This window comes from Variovorax sp. PBS-H4, assembly GCF_901827205.1.
Lineage (GTDB): Bacteria > Pseudomonadota > Gammaproteobacteria > Burkholderiales > Burkholderiaceae_C > Variovorax.
Window position 1 is genome coordinate 4,609,155 of record NZ_LR594675.1, and the last position, 18,817, is coordinate 4,627,971.

6 protein-coding genes are annotated in these 18,817 nt (G+C 67.7%); all 6 read right to left on the reverse strand.

Features of this window, described 5'->3' with window-relative positions:
- Positions 1 to 129 precede the first annotated feature (129 nt).
- The 6 genes from E5CHR_RS21915 to E5CHR_RS21940 all read right to left on the reverse strand — a co-directional run bounded on the left by E5CHR_RS21915 (position 130) and on the right by E5CHR_RS21940 (position 18,816).
- Positions 130 to 13,275, reverse strand: coding sequence for a PLxRFG domain-containing protein (locus E5CHR_RS21915; protein ID WP_162581801.1), 13,146 nt, complete (start codon positions 13,273 to 13,275; stop codon positions 130 to 132).
- Positions 13,276 to 13,311: 36 nt separating this feature from the next.
- A complete protein-coding gene (locus E5CHR_RS21920; protein WP_162581802.1) occupies positions 13,312 to 15,297 on the reverse strand; it encodes a transglycosylase SLT domain-containing protein in 1,986 nt (661 codons plus the stop codon).
- Position 15,298: 1 nt separating this feature from the next.
- Positions 15,299 to 16,708: a methyltransferase domain-containing protein gene (locus tag E5CHR_RS21925; RefSeq protein ID WP_162581803.1), complete on the reverse strand. Its 1,410-nt coding sequence runs from the start codon at positions 16,706 to 16,708 to the stop codon at positions 15,299 to 15,301.
- Positions 16,708 to 17,568: a hypothetical protein gene (locus E5CHR_RS21930; protein ID WP_232062156.1), complete on the reverse strand. Its 861-nt coding sequence runs from the start codon at positions 17,566 to 17,568 to the stop codon at positions 16,708 to 16,710. Before E5CHR_RS21930 ends, E5CHR_RS21925 begins: the two co-directional genes overlap by 1 nt.
- Entirely contained in the window at positions 17,552 to 18,160 is a 609-nt protein-coding gene (locus E5CHR_RS21935; RefSeq protein WP_162581804.1) for a hypothetical protein, read from the reverse strand. Before E5CHR_RS21935 ends, E5CHR_RS21930 begins: the two co-directional genes overlap by 17 nt.
- Positions 18,161 to 18,246: 86 nt before the next feature.
- Complete coding sequence (locus E5CHR_RS21940) at positions 18,247 to 18,816, reverse strand: DUF4376 domain-containing protein (RefSeq protein WP_162581805.1); 570 nt, start codon at positions 18,814 to 18,816, stop codon at positions 18,247 to 18,249.
- Between the last annotated feature and the right edge of the window lies 1 nt (position 18,817).

Below are 18,817 nucleotides of genomic sequence, written 5' to 3' on the forward strand. Positions count from 1 at the left end.
ACAAGGGGGGTCAGGTCTTCCGCTTCGACCAGTGCCAGATCCCCAGGCCGGCGACGGCCATCGTGGCTGCCACCCGCCAGTCGACCGTCGCCACCATGATGATCCCCAGTACCACGCTTGCTGCCGCCATCAGTTTGCCCCTTCTTGAAGCTGCCGTTTCACTTCCTGCCGGACGGCCTTGGGCGCGGCATTCGCTACCCGCGTGGCACGGTCCTGGCGCATAGCCATGACACGTCGGCGCACGCCGGCCATGTCGATGGTCATTGGTGAGTGAGGGTTTTTGCGGTTCCACTCGCGCACTGCATCGCGCACCGCTTTCTGCTGCTCGAAGTCCTTCTCGTACACGGCCTTTGCCATGTCCGCGGAGAAGTCCTGTTTGGCGAGCCGATTCTGCGCCACCATGGCCTGCGTCGTAAAGGTGCGCTCCCCCTCGCGCGCCACGTCGGCGGGCTGGAATCCGATCGCCTTCACCGCGGCCTCGATCGGGTTGACATCCATGACCTTGCGGCCCTTGGAGTCCTTGTATTCCCCGGTGAGCCACATGTCGATGCCCTTGCGCAGGTTCTCGGCTGCCTTGGGCGCCATCATCGTGCCGCCCTGCACCACGTCGCCGTCGAGCACCTTGCCGGCGCCCTCGTAGCCACGCTGCACCAGATCCGCGGCCGGGCCGAGCAGCTCGGCCACATCGCGCGCGTGGTCCGCCTTCTTCACGAACAGGCCGGTACCGGGCAGCAGGTTCCCCATGCCCAGCCGGCCGGCCACGTCGATCGGCACGCCTGGGAAACCGGAGATACCGCGCTCCGCGAACTCGGCGCCGCCCTCGCCCAGCGTGTTGATGAAGAACTGGCGCCGCGCCTGCTTGGTCGAGAAGGCGTAGCCCAGGCGCTGCATGATCCCGTCGATAACGTCCTCGGCGTCCGACATGAAGGGGATGCCCCCGGCGCCGGACAGCAGGAACAGCATCGCCAGGGCGAACAGTGCAGCCTTGCGGCCCTCGGGCCCACCCTGGGTTGCCATGCGGTGCAGCAGCTCGGCATAGCTGATGCTGTACTGCTTGAAGGTGAAGATGACGGAGCCGGCCGCGCCGCGCGCCCACTGGGGCTTGTTGCCCTTGTTGTAGACGAATTGCGTGTCGGCGATCGCCTTCTCGGCGAACTTGGCCGGGTTGGCAATGCCCTGCTCCACGGCCGTGCGGTAGGCCGCGATGAACGTCACGCGGCGGTTGAACTGCTCTGCCAGGCTGAACGGCTTGCCCCAAGCCACCATGACCTTCGAGCCAAGGTTTTGCGCGCCGGCGCTCAGGTCGCCCCACCGCGTGCCGTCGCCGGTCTTGAGCGCCGCGCTGCCGCGGGCCTGGGCGATGAGCTGGTGCACCTCCTGCGGCGCCACGATGCCCTCGGCCTCGGCCTGCTTGAGCGCCGCGTCGAGCTTGGCGTCTCCCGTGGTCTTCTTCATCACGTCCGCCAGCGCCTGCTTCATGCGGGTGGCCGACTTGGTGATGCCGCCGTACTGGCTCAGGTAGGGCATCGTCACCGCGAACGGTTGAGTCATGTTGACCAGAGCCGAGGCGATTGAGCCGCCGATGTACTGGGCAAAGAGCAGGCCGCGCAGGCCCTGCGCCTCTTCCTGCGGGTTGCGCACGTAGTCGCCCAGCTTGATCGCCATGTCCTTGAGCTCGCCGTCCTCCTTCGGGATTGCCTCGGTGGCGCGGGAGATTTCACCGGCGTGCAGGTTCTGCGAGGTCAGCCGGGCATTACTGTAGACGAAGCCGGCCAGGACGCGGCCCGGATCTTCGCTGTAGCCGGCGATGCCCTTGCGCTCGATGAGGCGCTTCATGGCGCTGCGGTTGCTCTTCGCCAGCTTGAGGTACTGCTGGAACATCTGGTGCTTGGCCTCGTCGCCGTCGGCCTCGAGGCCCACCATTTCGCCGAACATTTCGAGCGTCTCGGGCGTGATGCCGTTGAACAGCTTGTAGGCCTGCTGGCTGACCGTGCCCATGGTCACGGTCGCCCCCGGGAACTGCTCGCGCAGGCGCCGCGCGGCCGCGCCGCGGTCCAGGCGCGACTCGTAGAGGCCGAAGTGCACGCGCTCGCCGTCGGCGTCCACCACGTCGACCGTGTAGGAGCCGTAGCGCGAGAGCGGCGCGTACCCGCGATCGATCAGGCTCTTGATCTTGTCGCCCTTCTCGATCATGGTGTTCGCCGTGTCGCGCAGCACCTCGGCGCGCGCCTCATCGTCCTCGGCCATCTGCAACAGGTGGTCGCGCAGCAGCACCGCGGCATCGTCGGCCGTCGGCGCGTCGAGCACCATCTGGCGCAGGGCCTCGGTGTCCTTGCCCCCGAAGCGCAGCATTTCCGCCTTGCCCAGGTTGTTCAGGCTGTTGTCGACCGCGGCGCGGAACTCGCGGTAGAGCCCGATCTGGCTGCCGTTGAGGCCGAAGGTCGCCTTGAGCTCGGCGTCGGTGAACACCACGCCCGCCTTGAGGAATTCGGCCTCGAAGCGGTTGCGCACCGCGCCCTCGTACACGTCGATCTTGGAGGCCTGCCAGCGCTGGAGCTGCTCGGGCGTCACGAGCCGCTTGCGCAGCAGCATCTGTGCCTTTTCCTCGGTCGGCAACGCCGCATAACGCCCCTCGAGGTCGGCCATCTTCACCAGCCGGCCGTCTTGGTCCCGGCCATAGGTGAGGGTGCCCTCGAAGACCGGCGCCGCGAGCGCCTTGGTGTCGGCCAGCGACATCGCGCCCTTTTTCAGATCCCGCCACGTCTCGAGCTTCGGCAGGATGTTGGGCGCGAGGTCGGCCGCTTCGGTGGCGTACAGGCTCACGTCCTGCAGGAACGTTTGCACCGCGTCGTACACGCGCCGGAAGGCGGGCCGGCGCTGCGCCAGGTCGTGCATGGTGCCGACGGTCTTGTGCCACCAGCCCACCACGCCCTTCGACTTGAACAGGTCGCCCACGATGTCGGAGGCCTTCGCGCGCCACTCGCGCACGTCGTTGAGGCCCTCCACCGGCGTGTCGGGCGAGCGGACCACATGGCCCTTCAAACCGTCGAATGCGCGCCGGCCTGGATTGGTCGGCACGGCGGTGCCGGTGCCGCGCAGCGTCACGCCCGAATCGCCCAGCGCATCCTCCACGACACCAGCCTCCACCGCGGCGATCACAGCCGGAGAGCCCATGTCCACGTCGGAGCCGACAAGGAACACGCGGGTGGCGCCGGAGTTGCGCAGGGTGCGGCGCACCAGCGCCTTCAAGTAGGGATGGTTGCGCGTCAGGATGGCGCTTGGCGCCTCGGTGACGACCCGGACGTTGTTCGATGCGTCGGTGCCGATCAGCGTGATCCATCCCGGCTTCTGCGCGCTCTTGCCGATCACGGCGAGGTCGACGAGGCTGCCGATGGCCTTGCCGAGCAGCGGGTTCGGCTTCGATGCCAGCAACACCTTGTCGGGCCCGAAGTCCTTGGTGTGGACCATCGGCTGCGCCAGGCCGGTGCGGGCGGACAGTTCGATGGTGGCGTACTTGCCGCTGTTGATGATGACGTGGGCGCGCAGGCCTCCAACCTCGTTGCCCAAGCGGTCGGTCAGGCGCAGGTCATCGGGGCTCGGCGTGGGGTCGCCGCTCGGGTGGTTGTGCAGCAGGTAGTAACCGTCGGCGCCCGTGCGCTGCATTTCCTCGTAGAACCACTCGAAGTACTGCTCGGTGTTCATGCCGGCAGGCACCATGGGCGCGTAGCCGGGCATGCGCGCGCTCACGCCCGTGGAGTGCACGATTTCGTCGCCCTTCATGAAGAAGACGCGGAAAGTCTCGTACTTGGGGTTGCGGTAGACCTGGGCGAGCTCGGCGAGCTCTTCCGGCGTGGAGGCCTTGCGGCCTACGAGCGCGGTGGAACGGGCTTCTTCCAGTTCGGCGGCGATGCCGAGGCCTGTGACTGTTGCCCGGCGCTGTACGGCTGCTGAATCCCCCCGCACGCCCGCAGCGCCGGCTCCGGCTTGATCGCCGGCGCTGGCTTCGGGGGCTGCTTGGTCAGGGTTTCCATTGGCCGGATCGTACTCGGCCTCGTTGGACCGGGCAACTACCTCGGCCGAGGCCTTGTCTCCCTTGCCGGCCAGCCGCTGGAGCACTTCCTTGTGCTTGAGGCGGGCCTGCTCGAGCTTGCCCTGTTCCGGCCACGTGCCCATTTCCTCGGTCGCGTCGAGGTCCGCCTTTTCCTTCTTGGCGCGGCCGAGCTGGGACTTGAGCCAGTCCTGATCACTGCGCAGGCTTTCCAGCATGCGGCTGACCGACGCAACCACGTTCTCGGGAGCCTTGCCGGTGTCGGTCACGTAGAGGTCGCGGCTGGCGATCACTTTGCCGTCCTGGGAAAGCGTGACATCCATCACGACCGTGCCGGCCTTGTCGAGCGTCGCCTCCACCTTCACGTCGAAGCCGGCGATGGTGCCCACGGGCTTTTCCACCTGATCGGCGATCGAATCGATGACGCCCTGCTTGATGGCGCTGGCAATGCGGGTGCGGCGGCGGTATTCCTCGCCTCCCACGTTCCACACGATGGGGTCCACGTCGCCGCGCAGATCCGAGAACGCTTCGGCCATCGGGGCGCGCGCGGTGTAGCGCTCGCCATTGATTTCCACGTCGATCGGTGCGGCGCGCTCGGTTTCGTTGCCCTCCTTGTCCTTGCTCTTCACCTTGGCTTCGTCCTTGGCGCGGAGGTGGGCCTGCGCTTCGCGCCAGTTGGTGTATTCCGTGCCGTCGATGGTCGCCTTGAACTGGTCGAGCCGCGCCTGCGCGTCCTCCGCGTAGGCCTGCACCTGGGCGGCGATGGGCTCGCCGGCGCTGATCTTCTCGGGCAGTTCTGCCAAGCGCTCGGCGTTGCGGCGGCGGCGCGACTCGAGCTCGTTCTTGTTGGCGTCGAAGGAGCGCTTGCGCTGCTCGAGCTTCTTCACGTCGGCGCGCAGTTGAATCTCGTGCAGCAGGTCAATGTTGCCGGTGGCGGCAGCCTGCATTTCGCCGGCCGACAGCTCGAGGTCTTCAAAGGCGTTGTCAATCTCGCGGCCCACCTTGCGGGTGCGAAGCTGGTTAATCATCTTGAGCTTCGTCTCCTGAACCTGCCACATGCGCATGTCCAGGGTGTCCTTGGTGACGTAGGCCAGGATTTCCACCTCGAAGCCTGCAATCTCGTTCATGAGCACGTTGCCCTGACGCTCGATGCGCCCCTCGCGCTGCTCAACGTCCGACGGCCGCCACGGCACGTCCAGATGGTGCAGCGCCACGAGGCGCTCCTGCACGTTGGTGCCGGCGCCCATCTTCGCCGTCGAGCCCACCAGCACGCGAATCTCGCCGGCGTTGACCTTGCGGAACAGGCTGGCCTTCTGGTCGTCGGTGTTGTAGTCGTGGATGAACGCGATTTCCTCGGCCGGGATGCCCTTCTCGATGAGCGCGGCGCGCAGGTCGTCATAGACGCTGAAACCGCGCTCCGCGGCCTTCACGGCATCGAGCCAGTCCGGGCCCTTCGCGTCGAGCGCTTCCTGCGCCGCCTCGGCGTCTTCCACGATGGCGAGCGCCGCCTCGTTGCCCAGCGTGGCCGAGGCCTGCACATCCTCATTGGCTGCCGCCACGCGCTCGCGCAGCGCTTCGTACTCTTTCAGCTCGGCCTTGGCGTGCTTGATCGGCGTGCCCAGGTCGGAGAACACCAGTTGGGTGCCCTTCACCGCGGCGTACTGCTGGTAGCGCGTCAGGATCTCATCCGAGGCGCGATCGACGCGCCCGCCCACCTCGCGCTCGATGCGATCGATGTCCACGAGCCGGATGTCCATGGCAGCCTTCCGGCCGTCGCCCATGATGACCAGAATGTTGTCTTCGCCCTTCTGCGGCGGGCCCTTGCGGGCCTCGAGGATCTTGGCGCGCTCGGCCAGCTCCTGCATGTAGGTTTCCTGGGCCGGGGTCTTGTCCAGGCTGATCGGGGTCCGGCGCCCGCCCTTCACCTTGGGCAGGGGGAACTCGGCGCCGTCGTTTTCCTCGCGATAGGCGCTCTTGATGTCCTCCATCGTCACCGTGTCGCACACCTGGTCGAACATCTTCAACAGCTCGGGGGTGTTCACGAAGTTGGACATGCGGCTCGAGGCCTTGAAGCCCTCTCCGCTGGGCTTCTGCATCCAGACCTGCTCAACGCTGGCGAAGGTGTTGGCCCAGGCGTCGAACGACTCGAAGCCGAGCTCCTTCATGGCCGTCGGCATCAGGTACCGCATCATGTGGTACATCTCGGCCAGCGAGTTGGACACCGGCGTGCCGGTGGCGGCGACAAAGCCCTGATCGCGGCCGTTTTTCGCGTAGATCTGGTTGATCTTCACGTACATGTCATAGGCGCGCTGGCTGCCGGCCGAGTCCCCCAGGCCCTGCACGTTCTGCATCTTGGTGCTGAACATCAGGTTCTTGAACATGTGGAACTCGTCCACGGCGAGCTGGTCCACGCCGAGCTGCTCGAAGTCCAGCAGGTCGTCCATGGGCTTGTCGCGCAGCGCCTTGATGCGGTTTTCCAGCTTCTCCTTGAGCGCCTCGAGCTGCTTGACCGTGCGCTTTTTCTGCGGCTTGTCGCCGTCGCCGCCCTCCACCGCCTTGATGGTGGCAACGATGTTGTCAATCTCGCGCTGGTTGAAGGCAGCCTCAAACTCGGGCGCGGGCTTGATGAAGCCGAAGGAGCTGTGCGCGATCACTACCGCGTCCCAGTCGCCGGTGGCAATCTTCGCCAGGAATTTGCGGCGGTTGGCCCGCTCGAAGTCCTTCTTGGTCGCCGTGAGGATGTTGGCGCCGGGGTAGAGGCGATAGAAGTCTGCGGCCCACTGCTTCACCAGATGGTTCGGCACGGCGATCATCGGCTTGCTCGCCAGGCCGGTGCGCTTGAGCTCCATCGAGCCGGCCACCACGGTATAGGTCTTGCCGGCGCCCACCACATGGTCGAACAGGGTGGTGCGGTCTTGCACCATGCGGGCGATCGCGTTGCGCTGGTGGCGGCGGAACGTCACCCCGCCGTCGCCCGGGCTCTTCATGTCGGGCACCTTGCCCGGGAACGTCATCATCGAGCCGTCGTAGACGCGGGTGACGTAGTTGTTGTTGGTGTCGTTGTAGGCGCGCACCAGCTTCTCGGAGCGGTCGGCGTCGGAGAACAGCCAATCGCCGAAGGCCTCGCGAATCTCCTGCGCCTTGGTGTTCGCCTGCTCCGTGCCGTCGGCGTCGGTATGGGTCTTGCCATCGCTGTCGCGGTAGGTGACTTTGACCGCGCGGTTGTTCAGCAGCGCGGTCAGGATCTCCCCACCGTTCATCTTCGCCGTGCCCCAGGTCGTGCGCCACGCCACGTCGTTCGCGGGCGTGATGTCCACCTGATAGCTGCTGTTGAGCTTCATGTACCGCACGCGCGCCTTGGTGCCGTCGCCGAAGAGCTTGGCTGCGAACTGCTCGTAGGCCTGCTCAGGCACCCACGGGGAGCCCACGCGCGCCACGATCTGGCTGGCGCCCACGTCCTCGGGCTGCACCTCTTCCAGGGCTCGCACGTTCGCGGACATGCCAGCGGAGCGGGCCTGCGCCAGCTTCGCGCGCACGTTGCCTGACAGGTAGGCGTCCCGAAGCACGAATTCATCGGTGGCCGGGTCGCGGAACAGGAGCGGCTTGTCGCCGGTCGAGAGCTCGCGCAGCACGTCCTCGGGGTCGCGGCTCAGGATCTTCCCGATGTAGGCCGCGTCCAGCTTTCCGCGCTCGGCCATCGACACGGCCAGGGCGTCGGCCGCGGTTTCCGCGCGGCGCACCTGGGAGCGTGCAGCAACCACGCGGCGCTCGAAGATCGGGCCTTTCTTCGCGGTCGACTTCGTGGGCTTGATGCCCTGGCGCTTCGCCGCGGCCGGGCCGATGCCTGGCGTGTAGCCGTGCTCGAGCGAGGCCAGCAGCGGAAAGTCCGGGTCATCGTCGAACACGCGCAGCGTGCTCGGGTCGTTGATGAGCCCGTGCTCCTTGCGGTAGGCGTCGTACTGGTCGTTGAGGGTGGCGCGCAGTTGGCCCATGCCCTTGTCGTCGTCGGCCATTTCCGCGGCGATCAGGCCGCGCAGCGTCGAGCGCATGCCGGCCAGTGCCTTGATGCGCGCGAAACCGGAATCGCCCAGCTTGGTCTTCTCGGTCCACTGGGACGACGGCGTGATTTCGGTACCGCGCGCCTCGCCGCCCAGGTCGGGCAGGCGCTGCATGAGCTTGTCGCCCTCGAGGAAGAACCCGCCTTCCTGCACCGTCGGGCTCTTGAGCGCGACGACCGCGGCCTTGATGGCATCGGCCGAGCCGGTGTCGGCGATCGACTTGTAGACGCCCTCGGGCAGCTTGCCCACGGCTTCCTTGAGCAGCGCGAGGGTGTCCTGGCCGGGCCGCGCGACGAGCGCTGGCTGGTCGGGCCCGTACATGGTGCCGAAGGCGCCGTAGTCGCCCAGCATCATCCCGGGGTTGTCGATGAAGTACTGGTTGAGCGCGACCGCCTTGCCCTGGCGGTCGGCGTACAGGCCAGTGTTCAGCCAGCGCTTGGCGTCTTGCTTCGCCGCCTTGCTGCCGATGTCGGAGTCCGGGCGCTTCTGCAAAAAGATGATGTCGGTGGTGACTTCGGTATTCGCGTTCTTCGCGAAGGCGCTGTTGGGCAGCCGGATCGCGCCCAGGAACACCGTGCGGTCGCTGATGTACTTGCGCGCGCTGTCGGTCTTGGCGTCGAGGAACGAGTTGGTGACAACCTGGGCCATCACGCCGCCCTCGCGCAGCATGTCGACCGCCTTGGCGAAGAAGTAGTTGTGCAGGCTCAGGCCGGACAGGTGCTTGCGGCCGCTGCGATCGGTCTGCGTGTCGCTCGCAAAGGGCGGGTTGCCCACCGCGGCGTCGAAATAGGCGTCGTTGCCCTTGAACTCGGTGAAGTCGGCGCGCTGCACGATCTGGCGCGGGTAGAGGTGCTTGGCGATCGCCGACGAGAACGGCTCGCGCTCGATGGCGGTGAAGCGCCCGGCGCTGCGCATGTCCGCTGGCATCAGACCGATGAAGTTGCCCACGCCGGCGCCGGCCTCGAGGGTCTTGCCGCCCGTGAAGCCGAAGCGGCGCAGCGCGGCATAGATCCCGTCCACGATGATCGGGCGGCTGGTGTAGTGCGCGTAGCGCGTCGAGCGGCGCGCGTCGGCCAGATCCTGCGGCGAGAGCAGGCTGGTCAGCTCGGCGTGCTCCTTGGACCAGTCTGCATTCTTCGGGTCGAAGGCCTGCGGCAGACCGCCCCAGCCGACGTACTTTGCGAGCACGCGCTGCTCGTCCGGCGTTGCCAGGCGCCCGCCGGCCTCGAGCTCGTTCAGCAACCGGATGGCGGCGATGTTGTTGCGGTACTTGGTCTTCTGCCCGCCCTCGCCCACGCCGAGGTCATCCTCGATGGTGAAGTCTTCGGCCTTGATTTGCGGCGCCGCGATCGGCGGCGCGTTGGGGGCCTCGTTCGGCCCGCCCTCGGGGGTCAGTCCCGACTGTTGGGGTCGAACTCCGTCAGGCCGCGCATCAGGTCGCGGTGGGCGCGATAGCCTTGGCTTTTTGGCATCTTGGGCTCCTGGCCCGGTTCCTCCGGCAGGAACAGATACGTCTCGCGGACCTGCTCCCACGCTTCCTGCCACGTCGCGCCCTGCGTCGTCAGCACGCGGATTCCTGCCGCCGTCGCCTCCGCGGCTTCCGTCAGCGCCTGCTCGAGCTTGCCCGCCTTCTCCAGTCGGGCGAACATCTTCGGTAGGTGCTCCTGCCAGTGCGCCCGTGCTTGGGCTATCCAGTTCGCGTGCTGCATTTCCATCTTTCGGTGCTCCAGTATCTGCGGCAGGCGCCGCGGGTGCAATGCTGTCCAAATTCGCAGCTTCGACCGCTGCGGCGGTGTCCAGGCCCTCGAGCGCAGTGGCGCGCGGGTCGAACTTGAGGGCCATGTAGAGTTGCTTGAGGTACGGGCGGATGCCCTCCCCCATGTCCTCGAGCATGGCCTTGGCGTAGGCGGCGAAGGTGCGCGCGCCGCGCTCAATGTGGTACCCGGCGAGCGTGATGCCGTCCTGCAGCAGCTCAGGGTCGATGCCCGAATTCAGGCGCCCCAGCTTGGCCTTCATGCGGGCGCGTGCGGCTGCCGCGGCGTCCTCGGTGAAGATCGTATTGGCGCTGGCGGCTGGTGCCGCGGGCTCAGATTTACTCGAAACGCCAGATTTACCGGCTGGTGAATCCTGGGTCTTCAGTGAATCGGCCGGCTTCTCGGCCGGCGTGGGGTCCGCCTTGAGCGGCCTGCGCTCTTCGCCCATCAGGTCGATCGGCCCTTGGAACGGCACGACCTTGGACAGGTCCACGGCGCCCGGGTTGTACGTGATGGTGACGTGCGGCTGGTAGCCGGGGAAGTCCCACGAGGCGCCCGCATCGCGCAGGGCCTTGTGGTCCTTGTCCAGCACGCGCGACTCCACCATCAGCACCACGGCGCCCTCGTCGCCCAGGCGCTGCACGCTGCGCGCGGTGCCGGGGAGGATCGTGGTCGGCTTGGCGAGCGGTACCGCGCTGGCGTCCACCGGCGTGCGCGAGAACCCGACGGTCACGTGGAGATCGTCCGCCACATCGGTGAAGCCCTGCGACTGGGCCCATTCGGTGATGCGGCGCACAGAGCCGGGGGTGAGCTTGCGCTGCGAGTAGAGCGGTGCCGGCGCGGCAGTGGTCAAGGGCTCCTTGACATCTGGCGCAGGCGCTGCGCTTTCTCGCTCTGCCAGGTCGGAACGCTGTCGGGCAATCTCGTGGGCCACGTCATCGAGCTTGATGGTCGACATGGTTTCACCCGTGTCCTTGCCATCCAGCATCGAACGCACGTTGTAGACGGTCGGGCTGCCATTGCGGCCACCGCTCATCGTCGCGTGAATCTCGCCTCGCTCGCCGACGTGCTGCGACCAGTCGCGCGGGTCGTTGCCGTCGAACTCCATGCCCGCGGCCACCAGCGCGCGGCCGAACTGCACCACGGGGCTCTCGTCGCGCTCCTTCTGGAGTTTGCCGGTGGGCGCGGGCGCTGGAGCGTCGGACTTGGCCGAGGGCGCCGCTACCGGGGGGAGTTGCTCGAGGTGCGCCTCGCGGATGAAGAAGCCCTTGCCCTTTACGTTCCACGTCGACGGGTCGATGGCCTCGGCCTGCTCCTTCGTCAGGTCCGGGCGCCACACGCCGCGCAGCACGCGCCCGCGGCCGGTGGTGTGCTCCACGACCTCGCCGCGATTGACCGACGGTGTTACCGCTGCTGGCGCGGCAGGCGCATCAGCGCCTGGTCGAACGGTTGCAGCCTCGCCGCCTGCGAAAGGAGCTCCTTCATCGCTTTTCGCTGGTGCGGCAGTGGCTTGAACAGGCGCGGGCTGTGGGTCAGCGGCTTGGGGTTGCTCTTTGGCATCGGTGCTTTCTGGCTGCCCGGCCGACTTGCGCACCACGAAGCCGCCCTTGACGGGCACGATTTCGTGGCCGGGGCCGGCCGTTTTCAGCGCATTGATGGCGGGCAGCCGGATCGTGAACGGCTTGCCCTTGGCGTTGGTGATGTCGCCGTCGAGCATGCCGGCGTCGGCGCGCTCCTTGGCGATGCGGCGCTCTTCGCGCAAGCGCTCGCCCTCGGCGTATTCGGGGTCGTTCTTCGTCGCGAGGCGGAAGCCGCCCTCGGTGGCCACCGGCAGGCCGGTGATGCTGGATCCGCTCGATTTCTGCGCCTTGCGGTAGGCGTCAGCCTCTTCGTAGGTTGCATAGACCGGGGGCGGCAGCGGCTCGGCCGCGGGCTCGGGCTCTACGGCCGCGGGAGGGGCGTCGATGCCGGCAGGTTCAGCAGCTTGGTCAGCGCCGACGGGCGCCCCTTCTGCCAGCACGCTTTCCGCCATGCCGTCAGCCATGCCGGGTTGCTGAACCGGGGTTGCAGCGCTCGATAGCTCCGCTCCACCCGCACCGGGAAGCTGTTCGCCGACTTCATCAGCCGGCGCTTGATTGCTCGCACTTTCACTGGGGACTCCAACAGGGTTGATCGATGCCGAGGCCTTCGCGAGTGCGCCGGCTGGCTTGGCTTCCACGTCGATGACCGCGCCAGTGGCTGCCTGCGCAGCTCGAGCCAGCGGGCCCTTCTCCACGATCTGGCCGGCGCGCGCCTCGAGGTCGTCGCGCACGCCCTGGCGCTGGTCGACGGTTTGCGCGGTGCCGTCGGGGCCGACGGTGATGGTTGGCGCCGGCAGCGCCAGCGGGTCGTTCGCGGCCGGTACCGCGGTGTCGCTGGGGTCGTTCGCGGCGGGCTGCTGCGAGCGCCCGTGCAGAACGTTGGCGCCACCGCCCATCGCGGCGCCGGACAGCAGGCCCAGCACGGCGGCTTGGTCGACGCCTTCGTCCAGCGGCTTGCCGAGTGCCAAGTTCTGGAGCACTTGCTCGGAAATGGACTGCGGCAGCTCTTCGAGGATGCCCTCAGAGGCGGCGCCCTCGAGCACGCGGCGCACGATGCCCTTGGCCTTGGCCGGGCTGGTGATCGCGCCGGCCAGCATCATGTCCACGTCGTTGATGCCCAGCGACTTCGCCACCTTGCCGCCCAGCAGGCCGAATGCGGAGGTCGCCACACCCGTCGCGGCGGCGAGCCCGGCTTGGCCGGCAGTCATCGTGCCGCCCGGGGTCTCCTGGCGGATCTGCTCGGCCGCGCTGCCGGCGCCCACCACGCCCTCGCCGATCGCCGCGCCGCTGGCGCCACCGAACGCGCCGGCCACCCGCGGCGCCACCGCGCCCACGCCGCGCGCCACCACGCCACCGGCTGCCATGCTCGGCAGGGACTCAACAACGCTGTGCCCGACGACGGACGGGTTCTCCAGGGCCGCGACGAACTTCCCACCGAAGCCCTCGGCATCGTTCACCGCTTTGAACGCCTGCTTCTGCTGGTCGGAATAGAGCTCGTCGAGCATGGTCTTGGCCTGCTTCGGCCGGAAGCCCACCGCGCCGTCCTCGTTCTCGAGGAACTTGCCCGCGCGCCCGCCCGTGGCGATGTCCGCCAGGCCGACGGCTGCCTCCGGAACGCCGATCGCGCCCTTGAGCGCACTCACGCCCACGTCGCCGGCCACGCGCGCCCAGGAGCGCGGCTGCACCGGAGCTGCGGGCTCCTTGGCACCGATCGCCTTCGCAATCTGCTCGGGGCTCATGTCCGGGTAGTGGACTTCGTGCAGCACGCGCACGATCTGTTGGTCGTCGAGGTTGGCCCAGTCGGGCTCTTGCGCGCGGATCTCGTTGATGTTCATGAGGTGGTGCTGGTGGTTTGCTGGTGGCGGGAGCGCTTAAGAGCGGTCCTTGTCCTTCTTGGCGGCGCGGAGCTTTTCGCTCTGCAATGCGGCCTGCTGCGCGGCGTTGAAGCGCTGCTCGCCGGCGCGCTGCTCGCCGGAGTCCATGCGCTGCTTCCATGCGGCCACGTCGGGCGAGAGCTCAGTGCGGAGCCCCTTCTGCATTTCGACGACCTGCTTTTGGTAGACAGCAGCCATGGGGTCGTCGCCGGCGCGCATGGCCGTGTAGTCGATCGCAGGCTGCTCGCGGGCCGGCTTTTCAGCGGCGGACGCCATCGGCGGCTGCGGCTTGCCCATGTTCCGGCCGAACTCGGACGCCCGCGCCGCAGCTGAATCCCGGGCCGGGTCGGTAGCAGCCAGCGCCATCGAAGTCCGCTTCGAGTAGTCGCGGTTCTCCTTGGTGCCGTTGGTGCCGCGTTCGGCCGTCGGCCCGCCGTTGAAGCCGGCCATGGCCTTGTCCCACGAGCCGGTGCGGTCGTAGCTCTCCTTCAAGTGGTAGGCCGCGGCGAGCGCCTGCTCTTCGGGGTCTTCGCTGTAGGCGTCGACACCGTACTTCTTGAGGAAGAGGTCGCGCGTGGCCGGCATGAACTGGTACACGCCCTTCGCGCCCTTCGGCGACACCTGATCGCCGTTGCTGCGCTCGCCGACGGTGCGGATGATGCGCATCACCTCCGTGGGCACGCCGGTCTTCTTCGAGGCCTGCACTTCGGCGCCATCCCACACCGGGTCTTTGTAGCTGTTGGGGACCGTACCGCGGCCGGCGCCGGCGCCCTGACCGCCATTCGCCCCGGCGTTGGTGCCCTGGGGCTTCTTCAAGCCAAAGGGGTCCGCGCCGGTGCTCTCGTCCTTCATGAAAGGCTTGAGCGCCGCGGAAATCTTGCTGTTGGCGACGGCCTGGCGCGTCAGCAGCTCCTTGGCATTGGGATTGTTCGTGTCCCAGGTGCCGTCGGCCATCGCCTTCGTGATCGCCGCGTTGATCGTCTTCGCTTCTTCGCGCCAGCCCTCAACCTGCATCTTGACGCCCTGCGGGATCTTGGAGCCGCGCAGCGCCTCCTGATACGCGAGGTCGGCGGACTTGATCTGCACATCAGCCAGCTTGCCCTGGCGGGTTTCAGCGCGATCGGCGCGCGAGTTGGTCGCCTCGAAGTGGCGCTCGGACTGGTTGTAGCTGCGATCGCTGTTCTTCTGCGCGCGGTCGCGCTCCTGCTGCTGCGTGAAGTGCGCCATGCGCGCGGCAGGGTCGACGGTGCGGTCCAGCATCCACGCGGCCTGGATCATGCCGTTCTGGTCGTTGCTGAACTGCGGCAGCCCGGGGATCGGCGTGGCCTTGCCGTCGGCATCGAGCGCCGCATAGGTAACGCTCTTGCCGTCCTCGCTGACGATCGGCTGAACCTTCAAGCCGGCCATCGGGCCCGCTTCGGAGCTGCTCGCGAGCTGGGCGAGCCCAGCATGCCCGCCGCGCATCGCCGCGCCCAGGTCGCGCTTCCACCGCTGGTCGGCCAGTTGCATCTTCTGCACTTCGGCCATGCGGTCGGCGCTCTCGATGGCAATGGCCTTGTCGACCTTCCCGTTGCTGCGGTAGGCACCGGCGACACGCGCGTTCACCGCCTCGGGGGCGTTGGCCTTCGTCGCGGCCGTATCGGCGGCAGCGCGATCAGCATAGGTCTGTCCGGCGACGGAGAAGCCGCCCTGCTGCAATCCGCCGTTGGGCAGCGCGGCGTTTTCCGGCAGGCCCACGTCCCGGTTGTCCATTTCCGGGGGCTTGACCATGCCACCGGCGCCCTCTTCCACCGCGACGGGGCGCGCGGCGTTTTTCAGATCCTGCTCAATCTGGTCTTCGGCGGCATCGCGCTTGCGTTGGCGATCGCGCTGCTCGTCCTTCCACTTCGCATCCTTCTCGGCCTGCTCGTTCTGGCGCACGTACTCGGCACCGCGCATCCAGCCATTGACACCCGCCGCGAGGGCGTGACCCCATCCAGCCATTTCAGGCCTCCGTTTCGTGGTTCAGCCAGGACATCGAGCGATCAATCTCGCGGCGGATGTCGGCCATGCGTTGAATGAAAACCTTGTGCTCGTTCGGGTGGTGCTTGCGCATGTAGGCCGCGCGGCCTTCGTCCCACCATGCCGTGCAGCTCATGCACTCGGGCGCGCGACGGGCGCCCGCTTCGTAGAACGGCGCGACCGGTAGCCCGTGCTCGGCGATGAACATGTCCACGTCCGCGGCTGACCAGCCCTGGATGGGGTACAGCACTTCAAACCCGTCCGACACGTCGCCACTGCGAAGCGGCGGCGCGGCGTATTCGTCGTCGCGCTGGCCGCGAATCAGGAGGGTGATGCCGTCGAGCTGCATGCGCGCGTGCAGCGGGTTCATCAGGTTCGCCGCGCAGCAGTCGTAGCGGCCCTGCAGGCGCAGGGGCGCACCGGACACCATCTGGCCCAGCACCGTGTTGTCGACCGGCACGAGGTCGGTGGGGTAGCCCGCGTACTGGTGGTTGCCCTGCACGTCGGTGACGATGCGAACGAGCTCCAGGCCGGCTTCCGCCAGATCCTTCTCCACCTGGGCGACGACGGCGCGCGTCTCGGGGAACTGATCGCCGGTGTCCACGTGGTAGACGCGCATCTGCGGCCAGAACTCGCGCAGCGCGTAGAGCGCCGCCGTGCTGTCGCGCCCGCCGCTGAACTGGAAGGCCACGCGGCCCTTGTGCCGGTGGAAGGCGCGCTGGTGGCCGGTGAACGACTGGAAGCGCCAGATGGTCGGCACGATGTCGCCCATGAGCTTGTCGGCGAGGCCATCGTTGCCGATCAGCGCGCGCATGCGGTCGAGCTTGACCTCTGGCGCGATGGCGAAGTCCAGATGGAATCCGGCGTCGGCAGCCCAGGCCTCGAGCTGCTCGGGCGTGTGCGCGTGCGCGCCGAGCTCGGCCTCGAGGAGCTGGTTGTCACCGGCCAGCCGCGCCATGTCGTTGATGAACAGGACGCCGCCCGGCTTGAGCATGCGGAAGGCCTCGCGCAGCACGCGCGGGAAGTCGCCGGACTGGCACAGCGCGTAGCTGAATACCACCACGTCGGCCACGCCGTCGAGCACCGGCAGCTCGTGGAAGTCGGCATGCAGGCGGTCGAAGTGCTCCGGGCAGTGCGCGAGCTGCACCTCACTGGTGTTCACCAGCAGGAATTGCAGATCCGGCCGGGCCTCGTGCATGAGGCGGGCCATTTCGCCCACACCGCACCCGGCATCCAGCACCATCGCGCCCTCGGGCGGGTCGAGCGCCTCGAGCAGCACGGCAACGTGCTCGGCCTCGGTGTCACCGAACAATGCGCCGTTGAAGACACGGATGCCGCTTGCGAGCACGCGCTCGGTTGCTTGATCCACCACTGGCTGATCGATGAGGTTCATTAGATGACGACTGCTGCCGCGACGGTGGCGACGGCGCCCACGCCCGCGGCGGTGTTGGATGCCCGGTTGGCGGCCGCCGCGTCCTGCGAAGCGCCCACGCGGCCGAAGCTGGCACCGGCGCCCGCGAGGCCCTGCTGGGCGCCCTGGTAGCCGGCGTTCATGTTTGCGTTGCCGGACTGGCCGGCAGCAAGGACGCTTTGCTGCGCAGCGATCGCGCCGGCGCCCTGCTGCTGCGCCAGCGCGGCGGTCGTGCCTTGGGTGCTGGCGATGTTGCGGCCCAGGTTCGCAGCGTCCATGCGGCGCGCGTAGCCCACGGTTTCCACAGCCTTCGAGGCAGCATTCGCGGCGCCGGCCTTGAGCTTCGCGGCGCCCAGGTCCATCGAGCCCTGCATGGCGAGGGTCTTGCCGCTCGCCGGGTTGACGCCCGCGCGCTCCATCTCGCGCATCGTGGCGCCGCGCTGGGCCGCGATACTGCGCTCCACGTCGGAGCTGGCGGCAGCCGATTCGGCCGCGCGCCGCTCCGGCGTGTCGTAGTTGTTCGCGTCGGCGACGATTTGCTGCTCGAGGGGGCGGTACGTACCGCGGTAGTCGTCCTGCGCCTCCTGCGTGATCTGCATCTGCTGGCGCATCTGCGCCAGTTGGGCCTCGGAAACCTCGGTGCCGATGCGCTGGGCCTCTGCACGGTCGGGCGCCTCGTCGTGATAGACCTGCTTCGCCCAGTCGAGCTGCTCGCGCGAGAGCTGCATCTGCTGCACGGCGACGAAGTTCTGCGCGGCCGTCGATCCGCCGCCGCCGCCGCCGCCACCCATAGGCGTCAGGCGCAGGCCGGCAGAGTGCCGCTGCTCAAAGGAAAGAATCATGGGTAGACCCCTTGTGCCGCGTGGGCACGTCGGCGAACGAATCGCCGGCGTGGGTCTTCGTAACCCTGGTGGAAATAGCTTCGTAGCCGAGGAAGCGCGCCATGCGGTCTGCCCCGTTTTCGAGCCGGAAGTGGAAAGTTGCCGAGCGCACGCCCAGGGCGACGATGCAGCGCTCGCCGTACTGCACCAGCCGCACGCCCAGCAGGCCGTCGCGGTGGGCGGGAACCACATACAGCATGTCGTCTGTCACGCTGTAGATCCCGGTGTCGAGGTCGCAGCCGACGAAGAGCCACAGGCTGCCGACGATCGCGCCGGTGGCGCGGTGCCTGGCGGTGAAGATGACGTGCTCGCCGAGGCGTTGCAGCTCGTTCAACCGATTCCAGTCAACGCGAATGGCGTCCGAGGGCCGCGTTTCCGCCAGGTAGGCGAGGCGCTGCTGCTCGAGCTCTTCGCTCGCGTCCCGCAGGCGCTCGCACCGGAAACGGTAGTCGGCGAAGACTTCCAGGGGAAAGCGCCCTGCCTCGATGGGGCTCGCCGGCGAGGCCTCACGCGCGATCGCGGTCGCCAGCTCAACCGTGAGCTGCTCGCCCACGTGCTTTGCCAGGACCAACGAAAGAAGATTCATCCGTGGATTTGGCCCAACGGAATACCGGAAATAAAGGGGGGTCGATCTGGCGCTTACGGGCCCCATGCCACCGCCTCGAGCGCCGCGCCGGTCGATGACTCGATGCGGTCGCGCAGCCGTCGGCCGATGGCGTGGGCGAAGTTGGCATGCGCCAGAACCCTCAGTGCGACCATTCGGAACTGGTCCTTGGTGAGGGTGATCGAGCTGTTGTCGAAGCGCGTCCAGTCGATGGTCCAGTCGTCCGGCATGGAGTCGAGCGCAGCGAAAGTCCCGGTCATGTTGAGCGCGGCTTTCGCGTCGGCGTCGAACCGTCCGAGGCCCGGCAGATGGACGCCCGCCACGATGTAGGCCTCTCGAGCGGCCTTGATTTCGCGCCACTTGTCCCCCCGGTGCATCTCGGTCGTGCGCTGGCTGACCCACTCGTGCGTCGGCCAGTCCCACACGTGATACGGGGTGATCTGGATGCCCATGGGGACGAAGGTCGAGCGAGAGGCATCCCACCAGTGCTCCGGAGGCGCGGCCTGGGGAATGACGTTGCCCGGCAGCGCGGAGAGGTCGTTGGTCGTCCCGGTCGACAGCACTTGCCCGTGGTCGCCGATGATGCTGTAGGGGTAGATTTCCATG